We start from the raw sequence: 18,911 nt of genomic DNA, 5'->3' as shown, positions 1-18,911 counted from the left end.
CAGTTGGCCGTGAAGATTGACGTGAAGCGCAACGCAGTGCGTGGCGCGATCACGGTGCTGGCAGCCTGTGCCGCCCCCGGCGCTCACGCAGCCGCCGTGAACGGCGCCACGCTCTCCGCGACCTGGGGCCTGCCATTCGCGTTGATGCTGTTGTCGATCGCGCTCTTTCCGATGTTCGCGGCCAGTTTCTGGCATCACCATTTCGGCAAGATATCGGCGGCCTGGGCGCTCGCGTTCCTGCTGCCGTTCGCGGCCACGCACGGTTTTTCGGCGACGTATCCGCTCTTCCTGCATGCGCTCGTCGACGAATACGTGCCGTTCATCGTGCTCCTCGGCGCCCTCTATACGATCGCGGGCGGGATCTGCATCTACGGCAATCTGCGCGGCTCGCCGCGCACCAATACGATCATCCTGCTGCTGGGCGCCGCGCTCGCGAGTGTGATGGGTACGACCGGCGCGGCGATGCTGCTGATCCGCCCGCTGTTGCGCGCCAACGACAACCGCCGCCACAACGTCCACGTGGTGGTGTTCTTCATCTTTCTCGTCGCCAACGCGGGCGGCTCGCTCACGCCGCTCGGCGATCCGCCACTTTTCCTCGGCTTTCTCAACGGCGTGAGTTTCTTCTGGACCACGCGACATCTCGCCGTGCCGATGCTGTTCGTCTGCGCCGTGCTGCTCGTCGTGTTCTGGCTGCTCGATACGTGGTACTTCCGGCGCGAAGGCGAAGCACGCGCGGCCGTGCTCGACCCGACGCCCGATACGGGGCGGCTCGCCATCGGCGGCAAGTTCAACTTCGTGCTGCTCGCGGGCGTGATCGCGCTCGTGCTGATGAGCGGCGTCTGGAAGCCGGGTATCGGCTTCGACATGCCGGGCGCGCGGCTCGAATTGCAGAACCTCGTGCGCGACGCGGGTCTCGTCGTGCTGGCAGCGATCTCGCTCTTTTGCACTTCGCGCACGGCACGCGCCGACAACGGTTTCGACTGGGCGCCGATCGCCGAGGTGGCGAAGCTTTTCGCGGGCATTTTCGTGACGATCACGCCGGTGATCGCGATGCTGCGCGCGGGCGAGGCAGGCGCATTCGCCTCGCTGATCCAGTTCGTGAACGACGCGCCGGGCCGTCCCAACGACGCGCTCTTTTTCTGGGCGACAGGGCTCCTGTCGTCCTTCCTCGACAACGCGCCCACCTGGCTCGTGTTCTTCAATCTCGCGGGCGGCGACGCGCCCACGCTCATGACGAGCGGCGCGCGCACGTTGGCGGCGATCTCGGCGGGCTCGGTGTGGATGGGCGCGATGACCTATATCGGCAATGCGCCGAACTTCATGGTCAAGGCCATCGCTCAGCAGCGCGGCGTGCGCATGCCGGGATTCTTCGGCTATCTTGGCTGGTCGTGCGTGGTGCTCACGCCCGTGTTCGTCGTGGCGACCTGGCTGTTCTTCGTCTAGTCTCGCGTCGCCTCGCGCGTTGAGGGAAAGCACGCGCGAGCGACAATGTAGCGAATCAACCTCAGAAGTGTGGAGAGCAACGATGCAAAAGATTCTCGTGGCGCGCCCGATCTTTCCGGAAGTGATCGACCGGCTCAAGCAGTATTTCGACGTCGACTGGAACAACGGCGAGACCTTGTCCGCCGACGCGCTCAAGGCGCGGCTCGCCGACAAGGACGGCGCGCTCACGATGGGCGATCCGGTCGACGCGGCGGTGCTCGCGGCCGCGCCGCGTCTGCGCGTGGTCTCGAACATGGCGGTGGGCTACAACAACTTCGACATGGCGGCCTTCAACGCGTCCAACGTGCTCGGCACCAACACGCCCGACGTGCTCAACGAAACCACGGCCGACTTCGGCTGGGCGCTGATGATGGCGGCCGCGCGCCGCGTGACCGAATCGGAACACTATCTGCGTGCGGGCAAATGGCAGAAGTGGTCGTTCGATATGTTCCTCGGCGCCGATATTCATGGCGCGACGCTCGGCGTGATCGGCATGGGTCGCATCGGCCAGGCGCTCGCGCGACGCGCGCTCGGTTTCAACATGCGCGTGATCTATCACAACCGCTCGCGCGTCGCGCCCGAGATCGAGCGCGAGCTGAACGCCGAATACCGCTCGAAGGCCGATCTGCTCAAGGAAGCTGATCACGTCGTGCTGGTGCTGCCGTACACGCCCGAGAACCATCACACGATCGGCGCGGCGGAACTCGCGCTGATGAAGCCCACGGCCACGCTCACGAACATCGCGCGCGGCGGCATCGTCGACGACGCCGCGCTTGCCGAGGCGCTGCGCACGCGTCGCATCGCTTCTGCAGGCCTCGATGTGTTCGAGGGCGAGCCCGCCGTGCATCCCGCTCTGCTCGAAGTCGACAACGTCGTGCTCACGCCGCATATCGCGAGCGCGAGCGAGGCCACGCGCCGCGCGATGGCGAATCTCGCCGCCGACAATCTGATCGCGGCACTGGGCGAAGGCCCGCGCGCAGGTCAGCCGGCCAATCCGATCAACCCCGACGTGCTGGGGAAAGCGCGTTCATGAGCGTCGAGTCGTTGATGGCGATCGCGTTACTGGTGCTGGCGATCGCGCTGGCCGTGTCGATCGTCGCGCTGCTACGCGCGCGACAGGGCGCACACGGCGATGAACACGCCGACGCCACGCTCGACGCGCTCGATCAGCTGAGCGATCGCCTGAGCGGTGCGAGCGAGACGCAGGCGCGCGCGGCCGAGCGCATCGAGCGCGAGTTGCGCAACGAAATCGCGCGCACGGCGCAGGCCTCGCGCAGCGAGTTCGGCGGCGGCTTCGCGCAAGTGCAGCAAGCGCTCGCGGCGCATCTCACGAGCATCGCGACCGTGCAGAACGGCCAGCTTGACAGCTTCGCACAGCAACTCGCGAAGCTCACCGAAAGCAACGCGCAACAGCTCGATGCCGTGCGCCAGAGCCAGCAGGTGCAGGCGCAGCAGGCGCGCGACGAACAGGGCGCCGCGCTGCGTCACTTCGGCACCTTGCTCGGTCAACAGGTCGCGCAACTGATCGAGGCGAACGATCGTCGCCTGAGCGAGGTGCGCGCGACGCTCGAACAGCGGCTCAAGGACATCGAGGCGAACAACGCGGCCAAGCTCGAAGAGATGCGCCGCACGGTCGACGAAAAACTCCACGCGACGCTGGAGCAGCGTCTGGGCGAATCGTTCAAGCTGGTCTCGGATCGCCTGGAGCAGGTGCATCGAGGCTTGGGCGAGATGCAGACGCTGGCGGCGGGTGTCGGCGATCTGAAAAAGGTGCTGACCAACGTGAAGACGCGCGGCACCTGGGGCGAAGTGCAGCTCGAAGCGTTGCTGGAGCAGATGCTCACGCCCGAGCAGTTCGCGAAGAACGTGGCGACCGTGCCCGGCAGCAGCGAGCGCGTGGAGTTCGCGATCCGCCTGCCGGGGCGCGGCATCACGGCGGGCCAGGCGGGTGGTGCGGACGCACCGGTCTGGCTGCCCGTCGACGCCAAGTTTCCGCGCGAGGACTACGAGCGGCTGATCGATGCGCAGGAGCGTGCGGATCTGGCGGGGATCGAGGAAGCGGGGCGGGCGCTGGAAGCGCGCGTGCGCGCCGAAGCCCGCACCATCGCCGAGAAGTACGTGGCGCCGCCGCATACCACCGATTTCGCGCTGCTGTTCCTGCCCACCGAAGGGCTCTACGCCGAGATCCTGCGCCGGCCCGGTCTCACCGATCTGTTGCAGCGCGACTATCGCGTGAGCATCACGGGGCCGACCACGCTGACGGCCCTGCTCAACAGTCTGCAAATGGGTTTTCGCACGCTCGCCATCGAGAAGCGCTCGAGCGAGGTCTGGCAGGTGTTGGGGGCAGTGAAGACGGAGTTCGGCAAGTTCGGCGACGTGCTCGCGCGCACGAAGTCGCAACTGGAGACGGTGACGCGCTCGATCGAAGCCGCCGAGGTGCGCACGCGCGTCATGAATCGCAAGCTGCGCGATGTGGAGGCGCTACCGGGCGAAGAGGCCACGAACCTGCTCGGCGAGGCGCTGCGCAACGGCGATGAGCTATCCAGCCGCGACGAGTAGTGCAAGCGTCGGCATCAAGAAAAACGGGACGCTCCAGGCGTCCCGTTTCTATTTGTGGCTCTGGACGGCTTAACCGATCGCCGGTTCAACGGGCGCGGCGAGTTTGTCGAGTGCGTCGCCCGTCACGCGCACGATGCGCCAGTCGGAATAGACCGTCGCGCCCATCTTCTCGTAGAAGCGGATGGCCGGTTCGTTCCAGTCGAGCACGCTCCACTCGAAGCGCGCGCAGTTGCGTTCGACGGCGATGGCCGCGAGCGCGCGCAGCATGGCGGTCCCGAGACCCGTGCCGCGCTGCGTCGGCTGCACGTAGAGGTCTTCGAGATACAGCCCGCGCCGCCCGAGGAAGGTCGAGTAGTTATGGAAGAACACCGCATAGCTGACGATCTTGCCGGCGTCCTCGGCCACCAGGGCTTCGGCGGCGGGATGCGCGCCGAACAGGGCGTCGGTGAGCAACTCCGGCGTGCCGGTGAACAGGTGCGTGAGCTTCTCGAAGTCAGCGAGCTCGTACATCAGCGCGTGGATCGCGCCGACGTCGGCGGGCGTGGCCGCGCGGATGGTCGCAGCCATCACGCTTCCTCGGGGACGTCGGAGAGATGGATCTCGATGCCCCCGAAGCGCGAGGCGACCCAGTTGTACAGATGGCAGGCGATCCACAGCAGCACGAAGCCGACGATCGCGTTGAGGATCAGCGCGCTGAACACGGTGCCCAGTTCGAAGGTGCCGTAGCGGAAGAACGCGACCACGGCGACGAGCAGCACCACCGGCACGCTGAAGGTGAGGTACACGAGGATGAGCGCCTTGGCGGTCTGCCCCGCGGCAATGAACGAGATCTGTTTTTTCATGTGAGTCGGTCCGTAGGTCGAGTGGACGTAGCGTAGCGTTGTCTGGTTAATAAGGCGAAACGGTGAAGGGCTCGTCGGCGCGGTGCGCTAGACGAGTCCGTCAAAAAGCATGATGTCGACGGCGTCCCCGGCATCGAGATCGGCGGCGTCATGGGCGAGCACGATAAAGCAGTTTGCCTCGCTCATGGTGCTAAGCGCGCCAGAACTTTGCGAACCGGTCGGGGTGACGCGCCACTGGCCTTGCGCGTCGCGTTCGGCGATGCCGCGCTGGAATTCGGTGCGGCCCGCGCGTTTGCGGATCGGGGCGTCGCAGCACGCCGGGATCAGCGGCATGGGTTGCGGCGTCGCGCCCGACATGGCGATCAGCGCGGGGCGCACGATCTGGTAGAAGCTGACCATCGTCGCGACCGGGTTGCCAGGCAGGCCGAACAACAGCGCCGCGCGGCCGGCTCCCGGGCGGCCGCCCGACCAGATGCGGCCGAACGCGAGCGGGCGGCCCGGGCGCATCGCGAGGCCCCAGAAGCTCACATCGCCGAGCGTTTGCAACTGGCTGCGCGTGAAGTCGGCCTCGCCGACCGAGACGCCGCCCGAGGTCAGTACGACATCGGCGCTTTCGGCGGCTTGCAGCAGCGTGGCGGTCAGCGCTTCGGGATCGTCGCGCACGACGCCGAGGTCGATCGGCTCGACGTTCAGGCGTTGTAGCATCGCGCCGAGCGTGTAGCGGTTGCTGTCGTAGATGCTGCCCGCGTCGAGCGGCTGGCCGGGCGAGCGCAATTCGTCGCCGGTCGAGAAGTACGCCACGCGCAGACGTCGTTTCACCCTGACATCGACGAGGCCGAGCGAGGCCATCAAGCCGATGTCGCTTGCGCGCAGCACGCGGCCCGCACGCAGCGCCACGCCACCGCGCGCGAGGTCTTCGCCCTGGCGGCGGCGGTTCGCGCCGGGCGCGACGGCGTTGGCAGCGAAGGAGATCGTTGCGGGGGCATCGGTTTCGCAGGCGTCGATCGTCACGCGCTCCTGCGGCACGATGGTGTCGCAGCCCACGGGAATCGGCGCGCCGGTCATGATGCGCACGCAACGATCTGACGCGACCGCATCGGTGTACGGATGACCCGCGAAGGCCTTGCCCGCCACCGTCAGCGTGAGCGTCTGCGCCGGGCGAGCCAGTGCGGCGCTGTCGAACGCATAGCCATCCATCGCCGAGTTGTCGTGCGCGGGCACGTCGATCGGCGAGATCACGTCAGCGGCGAGCACGCGCGCGAGCGCGTCGCGCAACGGCACGCGTTCGCCTTGTGCGAGCGGCGTCACCCACTGGAGCACGATGGCCTGGGCGGCACTGACGGGCAAGGCTTGGGGATCGAACTGGCTGAGGCTTCCGGCGATTGCGGGGAACGTGTTGGGCGTGGTCATGGGGTGGAGAAGCGTCGCGTCCGCACACTTTCGCACAATGGGTGCGGCGATCGTCCTGGCGAGGTGCCCGAGGCCGGCAGCATGCGGTGAGGCGGGTGACACAGGGGCTTTCGATCGCCTGGATCGCCTTTCACATCAAGCGGCGCTCGGCCGGGCCCGTCAGGCACGGTCGAAGTCGGCGAGTTCCTGTAGGGAGTTGACATTGTAAAACGCGCCTTCATCGGCAAAGTCGACTTCGGCCGCCGTGTGGCGTGCGTACCACGCGCGCACCTTGCGCTCGCCCGCGTCCAGAAAGGCCGCGAGATCGTCGGCGAGCGACGTGTGCAGCAGCGCGAAAACCGGGTGCAGGCTGACTTCGCCCGCAGCGTTCGTCGTCGTGGCTGTGGCGATGGCGGCGCCGTTCGCCACGGCGGCTTCGGCGAGTCGCAGTCCGAGGTCGGCGGGCAGCCACGGCGAATCGCAAGGCGCGCTCAGGAGCCACGGCGTGCGTGCGGCGCGCAGTCCGGCGAGCAGGCCCGCAAGCGGGCCGGGATAGTCGGGCAGCGTATCGGCGAGCACTTGCGCCTGCCACGGCGCGCCAAGCGACGCATACACATCATGATTACGGTTTGCGCTGATCACGAGCGTGCCGACCTGGGGTGCGAGACGGGCGAGCACGTGGGCGGCGAGCGGCTGGCCGTGCAGCCGTTGCAGGCCTTTGTCCGCGCCGCCCATGCGTTGACCGCGACCGCCCGCAAGTACGAGGCCGGTGAGGTCGGCAGCGGGGATGAAGGGGATGACGGGAGCGGTATCGGGCATCGGCGGGGACGGCGTGCGCGTGATGAAGGTGGAGCGTGTGGCGCTCCGGCTTGAAGCGGATGGCGGGTCAACCGCCGATATACGACATCTCGATGCGCCGCTCTTCGCTCGCGACTGGCGCCGCGTTGCTGCCGCGCAATTGCGAGTAACGGTCGGCGCGCTGTTCCCAGATCTGCGCGATGGCGGCGGAGATCGCCGCGTCGCTTGCCTCGCCGCGCACGAGCGAGCGCAGGTCGTAGCCCATCGAGGCGAACAGGCACAGGTACAGCTTGCCTTCGGTCGAGAGACGCGCGCGCGTGCAGTCGCCGCAGAAGGCGCGCGTGACGCTGGAAATCACGCCGATCTCGCCGGCTCCATCCGCATAGCCCCAGCGCTGCGCCGTTTCGGCTGCGTTGTGCGCTTCGAGCGGCACGAGCGGGAAGTGCTCGGCGATGCGCGCGACGACGTCGGCGGAGGGCAGCACTTCAGCCATATTCCAGCCGTTGGTCGCGCCCACATCCATGTACTCGATGAAGCGCAGTACCACGCCCGAGCCGCGGAAGTGGCGCGCGAGCGGCACGATCTCGCTGTCGTTGGTGCCGCGCTTGACGACCATGTTGACCTTGAGCGGCGCGAGGCCGACCGCCTGCGCGGCGGCGATGCCGTCGAGCACGTCGCCCACCGAGAAGTCGGCGTCGTTCATGCGGCGAAACAGCGAGTCGTCGAGCGCGTCGAGGCTCACGGTGACGCGCGTGAGCCCCGCGTCGCGCAGCGAGCGCGCCTTGCGGGCCAGCAGCGAGCCATTGGTCGTGAGCGTGAGGTCGAGTGGCGTGCCCTCGGGCGTGCGCAGCGCTGCGAGCCGCTCGATCAGGAATTCGATGTTTTTGCGCAGCAGCGGCTCGCCGCCCGTGAGGCGAATCTTGCTGACGCCGTGCGCGACAAAAAGCCGCGCGAGACGCTCGATTTCTTCGAGCGTGAGCAGGTCGGAATGCGGCAGGAACGGGTAGTCCTTGTCGAAGACCGCGCGAGGCATGCAGTAGACACAGCGGAAATTGCAGCGATCCGTCACCGAGATGCGCAGGTCGCGTAGCGGCCGCGCGAGCGCGTCGAACACCTCGCCGGACGGCGCGCGCAGGCTCGCTGCCACGGGCTTGAGGCTCGGCGGCAGGGTGCGGGCATCGGCAACGGGGATGATGCGTCGGGACATGGTTTCCAGGTTCGGCGTCTGACTTCTCGCGATATGTTGATTTTAGCCGAAGCACCTGGCACTCACCGACGAGAGTGGGGGCTGATATATCAAAAAAAAGCCCACCGATATGGTGGGCTTTTTTGCTGCACTGCGGTGATCCGCGCGGTTTTCGGTGCGCACCGGGAACGCCCGTAAGGGTGTTATCCAGTGCGCACCGAACCGCGTGGCCGCGTCAGGCTCAGGCCTGACGGGTCGTTTCGACCTGCTGCATCGGCGCGGCGTCGGACGCCGGCAACACCTTGCGCTCGCGGGGCACGCGCGCGGGCTTGATCACCTGGGCCGCCGCTTCCTGCGCAGCGCGCAGTTTGGCGGAGTCGGTGTTCACCCACACGAGGCCAGCCGATTCGAGCATCGGTGCCAGTGCCGCGCCCGTGGCTGCTGCCGGTGCAGCAACTACCGGAGCCGGTGCTGCCGGTGCTGCGGCAGCCGGCGCTGCGGTTTCCACCTGAGCGAGTGCTGCCACCGGTGCCGGCGCGACTTCAGCCGCTTCGACACGCGTTTCGACCGGTGCGGGCTGCGCGATGGCGGCCGGATCAACCGCTTCCGTGTGCGCTGCTTCGACGCGATCTTCACGCGCCGGAATTTCAGCAACGGGAGCTTCGATGGGCGCTGCCGGCGCTTCTGCGACCGGCGTTGCGACCGCGGGGACAGCTTCGACCGGTGCGACCGGTGCGACCGGTGCGACCGGCTCGACTGCCGGAGCAACGGCTTCAACCGGGGCAACCGGCGCGACGGTTTCAACCGGCGCAGCAGGTTCCACAGCAACCGGAGCCGCGGTTTCGACCGGTGTCGCGATTTCGACCGGCGTTGCGACTTCGACCGGTGTCGCGGGTGCAACCGGCGTTTCCGTGACTTGTGCGGGTTGGGCCGTTTGCGTGGCCTCGACCGCTGCGGCGGCAGCCGCAACCGGCAGCGCCGTCACGACGACCGCTTCTGCGACGGAGGTCTGCACCACAGCTTCCGACGCACGGGCTTCCGGTGCACGAACTTCGGCTTGCGCCTGAGCGTGTGCTTCGGTCGCTGCCGCTTCGCCAGCATTGTCGCCAGCCACTTCGCCTTCAGCACCTTCGAACGCTGCCGTACCTTCCGCATCGCGCTCGCGACGACCGCCACGGCGGCCGCGACGGCGACGACGACGCTCTTCACCTTGCGGCGATGCACCGTCTTCATCGAAACCGGCCTGGTTCACGCCATCGGTGAGGGCGGCCTGGGCGGCGTCGGCGGTTTGCGCATCGGCGTCGGCGCTGGCGGCTTCGAGGCGGGCTTCCTGAGCCTCGGCCTCGGCCGGCTGCTGACGACGGCGCTCACCACGTTCCGCACGCTCCTGACGCTCGCCACGTTCACGGCGTTCGCCACGTTCCTGACGCTCACCGCGCGGTGCAGCTTCCGCTGCCTCGTTGCGATCCTGACCACGCTCGACACGTTCGACGCGCTGTTCACGCGGCTCGCGCGGTTCACGCTCGGCACGCACTTCACGGCCTTCGCGTGCTTCACGCGGTTCGCGTTGCTCGCGCGGTGCGCGCGGTTCACGCGGCTCGCGTGCTTCGCGGGGCTCACGGCCTTCACGGGCTTCACGCGGTTCACGTTGCTCGCGCGGTTCGCGTTCCGCACGTCCCGGCTGAGCGGCGCGCGTGCCGGTCGCGGCTTCGCCACGGCCTGCTGCATCGCGCCCGCCGGTGCGGCGGTTGCGGTTACGGTCGCCCGAAGCGGCCTTGTCGCCGCGCTCCGTGCGCTCGCCACGCTCGGCGCGTGCCGGACGTGCTGCCTTGTCCTGCTGGGCAACCGGTGCCGGTGCGGGTGCCGCAGCCGGTGCGCCGCCGAACAGGCGCTTGATGAAGCCGAAGAAACCACCACCGGCGGGCGTTGCCGCGACCGGTGCGGCCACGGGTGCGGCCTCGACGGGCGGCTTGACCGGTGCCGACGGCGCCGGACGCTCCGGCGTGATGCCCTTCACCGCGGCTTCCTGCTTCGGCTTGGCTTCGGCGGTGCGCTTGCTGTAACCGGTTTCCGATTCCAGTTCGCGTGCCGCTTCCTCGGCCATCTTCCACGAGGCACGCGGATCGTCCAGACGTGCGTCGTCGTGGCGCAGGCGCTCGAGCTTGTAGTGCGGCGTTTCGAGATGCTTGTTCGGGATCAGCACGACGCCGACCTTGAAGCGCGACTCGATCTTGTTGATTTCCGAACGCTTTTCGTTGAGCAGGAAGGCGGTCACTTCGACCGGCACCTGGCAATGGATTGCCGCGGTGTTTTCCTTCATCGCTTCTTCCTGGATGATGCGCAGGACCTGAAGCGCCGACGATTCCGTATCGCGGATATGACCCGTGCCGTTACAGCGCGGGCAGGTGACGTGGCTGCCTTCCGAGAGGGCCGGGCGCAGACGCTGGCGCGACAGCTCCATCAGGCCGAAGCGCGAAATCTTGCCCATCTGCACGCGCGCGCGGTCGTGGCGCAGCGCGTCCTTCAGGCGCTGCTCGACTTCGCGCTGGCTCTTGGCCGACTCCATGTCGATAAAGTCGATCACGATCAGGCCGCCGAGGTCGCGCAGACGCAACTGGCGCGCCACTTCGTCGGCGGCTTCCAGGTTGGTGCGTGCGGCGGTTTCCTCGATGTCGGCGCCCTTGGTGGCGCGCGCCGAGTTCACGTCGATGGCAACCAGTGCTTCGGTGTGGTCGATCACGATCGCGCCGCCCGAGGGCAGCGGGACGGTACGCGAGTACGCCGTCTCGATCTGGTGCTCGATCTGGAAGCGCGAGAACAGCGGCACATCGTCGTGATACCGCTTCACCTTGTTGACATTATCCGGCATCACGATATCCATGAAGGCGCGTGCCTGGTCATAGATCTCGGTGGTGTCGATGAGGATTTCGCCGATGTCGGGCTGGAAGTAGTCGCGGATCGCGCGGATCACGAGGCTCGATTCCAGATAGATCAGCATCGGCTGACCCGACGTGCCGGCCTTCGAGGCGGCTTCGATCGCGTGCCACAGTTGCAGCAGGTAGTTCAGGTCCCACTGGAGCTCTTCGGCGGAGCGGCCGATGCCGGCCGTGCGCGCGATGATGCTCATGCCTTCCGGCAGTTCGAGCTGCGCCATGGTTTCGCGCAGTTCCTGACGGTCGTCACCCTCGATGCGGCGCGAGACGCCGCCGCCGCGCGGGTTGTTCGGCATGAGGACGAGGTAGCGGCCGGCGAGCGAGATGAACGTGGTCAGGGCCGCGCCCTTGTTGCCGCGCTCTTCCTTCTCGACCTGGACGATGAGCTCCTGGCCTTCGCGCAGGGCGTCCTGGATACGCGCGCCGCGCATGTCCACGCCGTCGCGGAAGTATTGGCGAGCGACTTCCTTGAACGGCAGGAAGCCGTGGCGGTCTTCGCCGTAGTTCACGAAGCACGCTTCGAGCGAGGGCTCGATGCGGGTGACGATCCCCTTGTAGATGTTGCCTTTGCGCTGTTCGCGACCGGCGGTTTCGATGTCGATGTCAATCAGCTTCTGTCCATCGACGATAGCGACGCGCAGTTCTTCCTGCTGCGTCGCGTTGAACAGCATTCGTTTCATTGAACGACTCCAGTGCGGCTTCGCGCGCCACCCTTGAAGGCGCCCGGCGCTTCGCCGGGCAGCACAGGGGCGGGCAGCGGCAAGCCGCGCCTTATTGTGTTTTCACAAGCACGCTGGAGCAGGAACGATGGCGGGGAGAATTGCCTTGAGGGCGACCGGTTTGGCGTTGCGTTGCCAGGGACGGGCCGCGTGGGCACATGCGAAATACGTCTTCAAGAAGCGAAGAGACGTGCCGCCGGGGCACGGTTTTTCCTGCGCCTCCCATCCGCCTGTTGCGTGCGCCGGCGGCAAACTGCGCCACGCACGACCGCAACAGGACAAAAACCGCAGCCGCGAACTACGCGCGCTGCTGGCTGGATCTGCTTCGCGGCCTTCGCCATCTGCTGAAGTGCCGCGTACGGGAAGCTATCAGGAAAGCCCGTCTTCCCCCTCGGGTGTCTCGCCACCTTTGACGTCGCCATGTCCCGCACGTTGCCGGGACGATTCGGGCGCTCGCCGTATTTTCGCCACCGTCGCGTCGTGTCGCGGCCGCTTCGTATCGATTCGGGCGCGCGGCGCGACGCGCCGGATCAATTCTTTATACCAATGTTCCGTTACCGTCGGAGCCCGGTGCGACCGAACGTGCCTGTGGGCGCCGTCCCTGCCGTCGGGTGTTCCGTGCGTGCAACTCGTTGCTTCTCTTAAGACAGGGTGAGCAACCAGCCCCGGGCACAAGTAAAATAACCGTTTATCGCTTGCCGCCTGCGCATGCCGCAAGGGTTAAGTTCCGGAAGAATGCCCTTGGATATCCATCGGGCGGATCGGGAACTATTTGGCCGTTGGGCCGACCGTTGCGTCAACGCTGGCCAAATTATATTCAGAATGAAAGGGTTAGGCAAAATATCCCAGAATCAGGTCGCAAGTGACCAGGTTTCGTTCGTCGAAATCGACGACGGCGCCGCTGGTCAGCGCATCGACAATTTCCTCCTGCGCGTCTGCAAAGGCGTGCCGAAGAGCCACATCTATCGCATTTTGCGCAGCGGCGAAGTCCGCGTGAATAAGGGCCGGGTCGATGCGCAGTACCGGCTCGAACTCGGCGACCTCGTGCGCGTGCCGCCCATCCGCATCGCCGAAAAAACCACGCCCGAAGCGGCGCCGGTCCCTGCCGCGCATTTCACCGTGCTCTACGAGGACGATGCGATGCTGGTGATCGACAAGCCCGCCGGCGTGGCCGTGCATGGCGGCAGCGGTGTGGCGTTCGGCGTGATCGAGCAGATGCGTCAGGCGCGTCCGCAGGGCAAGTTCCTCGAACTCGTGCACCGCCTCGACCGCGAGACCTCGGGCGTGCTGATGCTGGCGAAAAAGCGTGCGGCGCTGGTCGGCCTGCACGAGCAGATTCGCGACAACAAGACTGACAAGCGCTACTACGCGTGCGTCCACGGTGATTGGGCGAGCGACTGGGGCCGCCGTCGCGCGGTCAAGGAGCCGCTGCACAAGTATCTGACCCCGGAAGGCGAGCGCCGCGTGCGCGTGCAGCCGGACGGCATGCCGTCGCATACGGTGTTCAATCTCGTCGAGCGCTGGCCGGAGTACGCGCTGCTCGAGGCCGAACTCAAGACCGGCCGCACGCACCAGATTCGCGTGCATTTGGCGCATCTCGGCTTGCCGATCGTCGGGGACGCGAAGTACGGCGACTTCGCGCTCAACAAGGCGCTGGCGCGCACCGGCGCGAAGCCCGGCGTGAAGCGCATGTTCCTGCACGCTTACCGGCTCAAGCTCACGCATCCGATCACGGGCGTGCCGTTGCAGTTCGAGGCGCCTTTGCCGCCGGAACTGCGCAGCTTCGTCACCGAGTTGCGCGCGCAGTGCGAGTCGGCGGGCGAGGGCGAGAGTTCCGCCGCCGCGCAACCCGAGTGAGAATGCGATCCGGTCGAGGCGCGTGGGGGAGATGACGCCGCGGCCGCATTGTTCTGCCCGTTTGCACAATACGGGCACAATGGGCCGCAATACACCGGAAATGAAGCTGGACTCAAGAACAACAGTGTTTGGAGAAGGACCGTATGGCCCGAGAGCAATTTGACCTGATTGTGTTCGACTGGGACGGCACCCTGATGGACTCGACCGCCCACATCACGCGCAGCATCCAGGCCGCCTGCCGCGACCTGAGCCTGCCCGTGCCCGGCGACGAGGCCGCAAGCTACGTGATCGGTCTCGGCCTGCGCGAGGCGCTGCAAATCGCCGCGCCCACGCTCGACCCGGCTGACTACCCGCGTCTCGTGGAGCGCTATCGCATCCACTACCTTTTGAAGGATCAGGAAACCGAGCTGTTCGCAGGCGTGCGTGAGATGCTGACCGAGTTGCGCGACACGGGCTATCTGCTCGGCGTGGCGACCGGCAAGAGCCGCGTGGGCCTGAATCGCGCGCTCGCGGACGCGAACCTCACGAGTCTCTTCGACGGCACGCGCTGCGCCGACGAAACGTTTTCGAAACCGCATCCCGCGATGCTCCACGAGCTGACCCGCGAACTGGGGCAGGATCTGGGGCGCACGGTCATGATCGGCGACACCACCCACGACCTGCAGATGGCCGCCAACGCTGGTGCCGCAGGCGTGGGCGTGGGCTACGGCGCGCACTCGGCGGCGGCGCTGGAGGCGCTCGCACCCCAGTTCATCGCTTCGGATGTCGCGGCGCTGGCCGCCTGGCTGCGGGAGCACGCATGAGCGAGACCCGCCACGCCCCGGTGCGCGTGTGCGCGGCCGACGAGCTCGCCGACGGCGGCGCGGGCCAGCGCATGAACGCGACCTACGCGGGCGGCGACGCCGTGGTGTTCTTCGTGCGCTTCGGCGGCGACGTCTTTGGTTACCTGAACCGTTGCGCGCACGTGCCAATGGAGCTCGACTGGGTCGAAGGGCAGTTCTTCGAGTCGTCGGGACTCTATTTGATGTGCGCGACGCACGGCGCGATTTACCAGCCGGAGACGGGCAAGTGCGTAGGCGGCCCTTGCCGCGGCGGCCGACTGCGCCCGGTGCGCGTCGAGGAACGCGACACCCCCGATGGCCGTGCGGTATTCTGGCTGCCGGACGACGATCTGCTTCCGACCCCAACCTGATTTCATCGCTCACGCATGTCAGACAATCTAACCCCAGATTCGAACGAGCCGCCGCGCCCCATGCATTCGGGCAAGGTGGAGGCTGGCAATGGCGGCTGGGAGCGCGAAGCGCTCGAGCGCATCGCCATGGCCGCGATCACTGAGCAGCGCGCGGCGCGGCGCTGGAAGATCTTCTTCCGCTTCGCGTTCCTCGCGGTGCTGGTGCTGATTGCCTGGAGCGTGTTCGATTTTTCCGGTGCGCGCGTCGAGGGCGGCGGCCGTCACACGGCGCTGGTCTCGCTCGACGGCGAGATTTCGTCGGATACGCCCGCCAACGCGGAAGACATCAACAGCGCTCTCGACAGCGCCTTCGATGATGACGGCACGGCCGGCGTGATCCTGCACATCGACAGCCCCGGCGGCTCGCCGGTGCAAGCGGGCATCATCAACGACGAGATCCACCGGCTGCGCGCGAAGTATCCGGCTATCCCGCTGTACGTGGTGGTGGGCGATATGTGCGCGTCGGGCGGCTACTACGTCGCCGCGGCTGCCGACAAGATCTACGTGAACAAGGCCAGCATCGTCGGCTCGATCGGCGTGCTGATGGACAGCTTCGGCTTCACGGGCCTGATGGACAAGCTCGGCGTCGAGCGCCGCCTGCGCACTTCGGGTGAAAACAAGGGCTTTTTCGACCCGTTCTCGCCCGATACGCCGAAGATGGACGCGCATGCGCAGGACATGCTCGACCAGATCCACCAGCAGTTCATCGACGCCGTGAAGGCGGGTCGCGGCCAGCGTCTGAAGGATTCGCCCGATATCTTCTCGGGCCTGTTCTGGACCGGTCAGAAGAGCGTGGAACTGGGTCTCGCCGACGGTTATGGCGATACGGATTACGTGGCGCGCGAAATCATCAAGGCGCCGGACGTGGTCGACTACACGGTCAAGCAGAGCATCTCCGACCGCGTGGCGAAGCGCTTTGGCGCGAGCATCGGCTCGGCGGCCGTGCACTCGCTGATCTCGGGCGCGAAGCTTTCGGTGCGTTAATCAGTCGCACTGCGCCAGGTAAAAAGCCGCTGCGTGTCGCGCAGCGGCTTTTTGCATTTCTGCGTACTTGCCGCCAGGCCGTCAGTTCGCCAGCAGCAGGAAGATCGCGGGGCGCTTATGCAGATCCGGCACCGGCTTCTTCTTCCAGTCCGATACCGCGCGGCTCAGGATCGTCTCCGTCGGCAGCGTGAGATCGGCGGCCACGCACACGAGCGTCGAGGGCGCGCAGTTCGAGAGCAGCGTGTCGAGCATCGACTTGTTGCGATAGGGCGTCTCGATGAAGATCTGCGTCTGCTTCGCCTTGCGCGAGGTCTGTTCGAGCTCGCGCAGCTTCTTGGTGCGCTCGTTCGCATCAACGGGCAAGTAGCCGTGGAAGGCAAAGCTCTGGCCGTTCAGGCCCGAGGCCATCAGCGCGAGCAGGATCGAGCTCGGCCCCACCAGCGGCACGACCTTGATGCCGCGCTCGTGCGCGCGGCGCACCAGCAGCGCGCCGGGGTCCGCCACCGCGGGCACGCCGGCTTCCGACACCAGCCCCGTATCGATGCCGGCCAGCAGCGGCGCGAGCAGCTTGTCGACTTCGCCCGCGGGCGTGTTGACATTGAGTTCGCGGATCTCGATTTCCTGGATTGGCCGCGTGGTGCCGACGCGCTTGAGGAACGCGCGCGTAGTCTTGGCGTTTTCGCCGATGTAGCTCGCGAGCGTCCCTGCGCGCTCGCGCACGGGTGCGGGCAGGACATAGGCCAGTGCGGCTTCGTCGCCGTCGCCGAGCGTGTTCGGGATCAGATAGAGGGTGCCCTTGCTCACGATTGCGCCTCCAGCAGCGGATAGCCCGCGGCCAGCAGCATGCGCGTGAGCGCGATGAGCGGCAGGCCGATCAGGGCGGTGGGGTCGTCCGATTCGATGGCGTCGAGCAGCGCGATGCCGAGCCCCTCGGACTTGGCGCTGCCCGCGCAATCGTAGGGTTCTTCGGCGCGCAGATAAGCGTCGAGCGCGGCGTCGGACAGATCGCGAAAGCGCACTTTCGTCACGACATCGACGCTAGCCGTTTGGCCAGTCGACGTGTCGAGCAGGCTGAGTGCACTATGAAACAGGACTTCGCGCCCGCGCATGGCCTGCAACTGTTCGAGCGCGCGTTCGTGCGTGCCCGGCTTGCCGATCTGGCGGCCGTCGAACGTGGCGACCTGATCGGAGCCGATCACGAGCGTGCGGCCCGTACTGGCGGGCAGGGCGGCCGCGACCGCGCGGGCCTTTTCTTCGGCGAGGCGCAGCGCCGTGGCCTCGGGCGTTTCGCCGGGTTGGGGCGTTTCGTCGATGGCGGGCACAGCGGTGTCGAACGGAATGCGCAGACGCTCGAGCAGTTCGCGGCGGTAGCGCGAACTGGACGCGAGGATCAGCGCGGGGCGGCCCAGGGCTTGGGCGCTCGCTTGGGCGGGCGAAGAGTCAGGCTGCATGATCGGATGGTTGAGCTAAAACACTGAATAGGAGGCGGTTGCGGGCGCGGCCGCAGGAAACGGCAAAAAGAGGGGCGGATTTTGTCGCGGACCCTCGAAAAATGCCAGTCGTACCGCTGCTTGTGAGCGTGAGCTTAAGTGTTTGACTCACAAAGATAAAGGCGATATGATTTTGGGCTTTTCATCGGTACGTTCGCCTTGCACGCCCACTGCGGCGCAGATGCGTCACCCAAAAATGCGGCGTGAAAGCAGGCGAGGTCTGGGCGCTTTAGCCCAGCGCGCAAGTGTACGCGTCAGGCGCAACTATGCGACAGGCGACACGTGTGTGTGCGTAGCCGATGCAGTGGGATCAAGCAGCAGGATCGGGGCCGCTCAAGTCGACCGCCTTGCATCGCTTGCAGGTCGCATGTCTGAAGCAGGAGAGTTCACATGGCCGAACAGCTTAACCCACGCGATATCGATATTTTTGAATTCGCGCGCAGCGCTCGCGATGCCGCCGGCACGGTTCGCATCTCGCAGCTGCCGCGCATATTGAATGAAGTCCCGGCCGACTCGCCCGATCGCGATACCGCGTTCACATGGCAGGCCGAAGGCTTTACGCAGCCGGAATTGCAGGATGATGGCACCCATGCTCCGCAGCCGTATCTGCGGCTCGTGGTCCACGGCGGCGCCTGGCTCTCGTGTCAGCGGTGCCTCGCTCCCTACGAGCAGGCCTTCAATGCGGATGCGGTCTTCCGTATCGTCCAGACGGAAGAAGAGGCGGACGAGTTTCCGCTCGACGACGATGAAGTCGAAGTGATCGTAGGCTCGCGCCATTTCGATCTCGTCGACTTGATCGAAGAGGAGTTGTTGCTCGCCTTGCCGCTCGTGCCGAAGCACGAAGTCTGTCCGGAAATTCACGAAAGCCTCGCCTCGGGTCCCGATGGCGCGGACGGCGTGGACTCCGTGGACGACGTGCCGGAGCAGGAGATCGAGACGGAAGAGCGCATCAACCCTTTTGCGGCGCTCGAATCGCTCAAGAAGGACGGTCCCGGCAGCAAGCACTGAGCGCCAGTTTCTGGCAATCAGGCGGCCGCAGGGTCAGCAGTATCAGATACGTGGGCCTGAGCCCGGAGTCCGGCTACCCGCCCTGGGTGGCGGCGGCCGGATCGGGCTGTGTTAGAATTCGGAAAATTTTCAGGAGTTATCATGGCAGTTCAACAAAACAAGAAGTCGCCGTCGAAGCGCGGCATGCACCGCTCGCACGATTTCCTCACGGGCGCGCCGCTGGCTGTCGAGCCGAGCACGGGTGAAGTGCATCTGCGTCACCACATCAGCCCGAACGGCTACTACCGCGGCAAGAAAGTCGTCAAGACCAAGAACGACTAATCGTTCCAGCGTGCGGCGCAGCGGCCCCGGGTTCTCCTGGGGCTATCTTGCAGCGCCGCACATGGCGATTCCGTTCGCTTGACCATTGTTCGGCTCGGCAAAAAAGGCGGCA

Annotated in this window: 18 protein-coding genes; 9 read left to right on the top strand and 9 right to left on the bottom strand. The window is 66.4% G+C overall.

From position 1 onward, the window contains the following. Window positions 1-21: 21 nt before the first annotated feature. From U5782_RS23155 to U5782_RS23145, 3 genes are all read left to right on the top strand, one after another. Entirely contained in the window at window positions 22-1,443 is a 1,422-nt protein-coding gene (locus U5782_RS23155; RefSeq protein ID WP_415914386.1) for a sodium:proton antiporter, read from the top strand. A gap of 82 nt (window positions 1,444-1,525) precedes the next feature. Beyond that, window positions 1,526-2,515 carry a D-glycerate dehydrogenase gene (locus U5782_RS23150; RefSeq protein WP_322046206.1) on the top strand — a complete coding sequence of 330 codons (990 nt, stop codon included), beginning with the start codon at window positions 1,526-1,528 and terminating at the stop codon, window positions 2,513-2,515. Between the two features lie 14 nt (window positions 2,516-2,529). Further along, entirely contained in the window at window positions 2,530-4,041 is a 1,512-nt protein-coding gene (locus tag U5782_RS23145; RefSeq protein ID WP_415914393.1) for a DNA recombination protein RmuC, read from the top strand. A gap of 69 nt (window positions 4,042-4,110) precedes the next feature. Here U5782_RS23145 and U5782_RS23140 read toward each other — a convergent pair whose 3' ends face one another. From U5782_RS23140 to U5782_RS23110, 7 genes are all read right to left on the bottom strand, one after another. Then, a complete protein-coding gene (locus tag U5782_RS23140; RefSeq protein ID WP_322046204.1) occupies window positions 4,111-4,608 on the bottom strand; it encodes a GNAT family N-acetyltransferase in 498 nt (165 codons plus the stop codon). Next, window positions 4,608-4,883 carry a hypothetical protein gene (locus U5782_RS23135; RefSeq protein ID WP_027817320.1) on the bottom strand — a complete coding sequence of 92 codons (276 nt, stop codon included), beginning with the start codon at window positions 4,881-4,883 and terminating at the stop codon, window positions 4,608-4,610. Before U5782_RS23135 ends, U5782_RS23140 begins: the two co-directional genes overlap by 1 nt. Window positions 4,884-4,970: 87 nt before the next feature. Next, a complete protein-coding gene (gene glp, locus U5782_RS23130; protein WP_322046203.1) occupies window positions 4,971-6,293 on the bottom strand; it encodes a gephyrin-like molybdotransferase Glp in 1,323 nt (440 codons plus the stop codon). A 159-nt stretch (window positions 6,294-6,452) separates the two neighbouring features. Beyond that, window positions 6,453-7,091: a molybdenum cofactor guanylyltransferase MobA gene (gene mobA / locus U5782_RS23125; RefSeq protein WP_322046202.1), complete on the bottom strand. Its 639-nt coding sequence runs from the start codon at window positions 7,089-7,091 to the stop codon at window positions 6,453-6,455. Window positions 7,092-7,158: 67 nt separating this feature from the next. Then, window positions 7,159-8,277 carry a GTP 3',8-cyclase MoaA gene (gene moaA / locus U5782_RS23120; protein WP_322046201.1) on the bottom strand — a complete coding sequence of 373 codons (1,119 nt, stop codon included), beginning with the start codon at window positions 8,275-8,277 and terminating at the stop codon, window positions 7,159-7,161. Window positions 8,278-8,497: 220 nt separating this feature from the next. Beyond that, a complete protein-coding gene (locus U5782_RS23115) occupies window positions 8,498-11,869 on the bottom strand; it encodes an Rne/Rng family ribonuclease (protein WP_322046200.1) in 3,372 nt (1,123 codons plus the stop codon). 870 nt (window positions 11,870-12,739) lie between these two features. Continuing rightward, complete coding sequence (locus U5782_RS23110) at window positions 12,740-12,868, bottom strand: hypothetical protein (RefSeq protein WP_322046280.1); 129 nt, start codon at window positions 12,866-12,868, stop codon at window positions 12,740-12,742. Here U5782_RS23110 and U5782_RS23105 point away from each other — a divergent pair. The 4 genes from U5782_RS23105 to U5782_RS23090 all read left to right on the top strand — a co-directional run bounded on the left by U5782_RS23105 (window position 12,821) and on the right by U5782_RS23090 (window position 15,980). Continuing rightward, window positions 12,821-13,765, top strand: a complete 945-nt coding sequence (locus tag U5782_RS23105; protein ID WP_322046270.1) for an RluA family pseudouridine synthase — start codon at window positions 12,821-12,823, stop codon at window positions 13,763-13,765. The two genes, U5782_RS23110 and U5782_RS23105, sit on opposite strands and share 48 nt — an antisense overlap. Window positions 13,766-13,908: 143 nt before the next feature. Then, entirely contained in the window at window positions 13,909-14,568 is a 660-nt protein-coding gene (locus tag U5782_RS23100; protein WP_322046199.1) for an HAD-IA family hydrolase, read from the top strand. After that, window positions 14,565-14,957 carry a Rieske (2Fe-2S) protein gene (locus tag U5782_RS23095; protein ID WP_322046198.1) on the top strand — a complete coding sequence of 131 codons (393 nt, stop codon included), beginning with the start codon at window positions 14,565-14,567 and terminating at the stop codon, window positions 14,955-14,957. The genes U5782_RS23100 and U5782_RS23095 overlap by 4 nt, the downstream gene beginning before the upstream one ends. A 15-nt stretch (window positions 14,958-14,972) precedes the next feature. Next, window positions 14,973-15,980 (top strand): S49 family peptidase, encoded by a 1,008-nt coding sequence (locus U5782_RS23090; RefSeq protein ID WP_322046197.1) that lies wholly within the window; start codon window positions 14,973-14,975, stop codon window positions 15,978-15,980. A gap of 81 nt (window positions 15,981-16,061) precedes the next feature. Here U5782_RS23090 and U5782_RS23085 read toward each other — a convergent pair whose 3' ends face one another. Together U5782_RS23085 and U5782_RS23080 are read right to left on the bottom strand one after the other, a co-directional pair. Further along, window positions 16,062-16,784, bottom strand: a complete 723-nt coding sequence (locus tag U5782_RS23085) for an SAM-dependent methyltransferase (RefSeq protein WP_322046196.1) — start codon at window positions 16,782-16,784, stop codon at window positions 16,062-16,064. Further along, entirely contained in the window at window positions 16,781-17,431 is a 651-nt protein-coding gene (locus tag U5782_RS23080; protein WP_322046195.1) for a Maf-like protein, read from the bottom strand. The genes U5782_RS23085 and U5782_RS23080 overlap by 4 nt, the downstream gene beginning before the upstream one ends. Window positions 17,432-17,860: 429 nt before the next feature. Between U5782_RS23080 and U5782_RS23075 the strand changes: the two genes are divergently transcribed. After that, entirely contained in the window at window positions 17,861-18,478 is a 618-nt protein-coding gene (locus tag U5782_RS23075) for a DUF177 domain-containing protein (RefSeq protein ID WP_322046194.1), read from the top strand. 141 nt (window positions 18,479-18,619) lie between these two features. Further along, entirely contained in the window at window positions 18,620-18,799 is a 180-nt protein-coding gene (gene rpmF / locus U5782_RS23070; RefSeq protein WP_018441573.1) for a 50S ribosomal protein L32, read from the top strand. Window positions 18,800-18,911 lie beyond the last annotated feature (112 nt).

Source organism: Paraburkholderia sp. J67 (assembly GCF_905220265.1).
Classification (GTDB): domain Bacteria; phylum Pseudomonadota; class Gammaproteobacteria; order Burkholderiales; family Burkholderiaceae; genus Paraburkholderia.
This window is presented reverse-complemented; position numbering and strand designations above follow the sequence as displayed.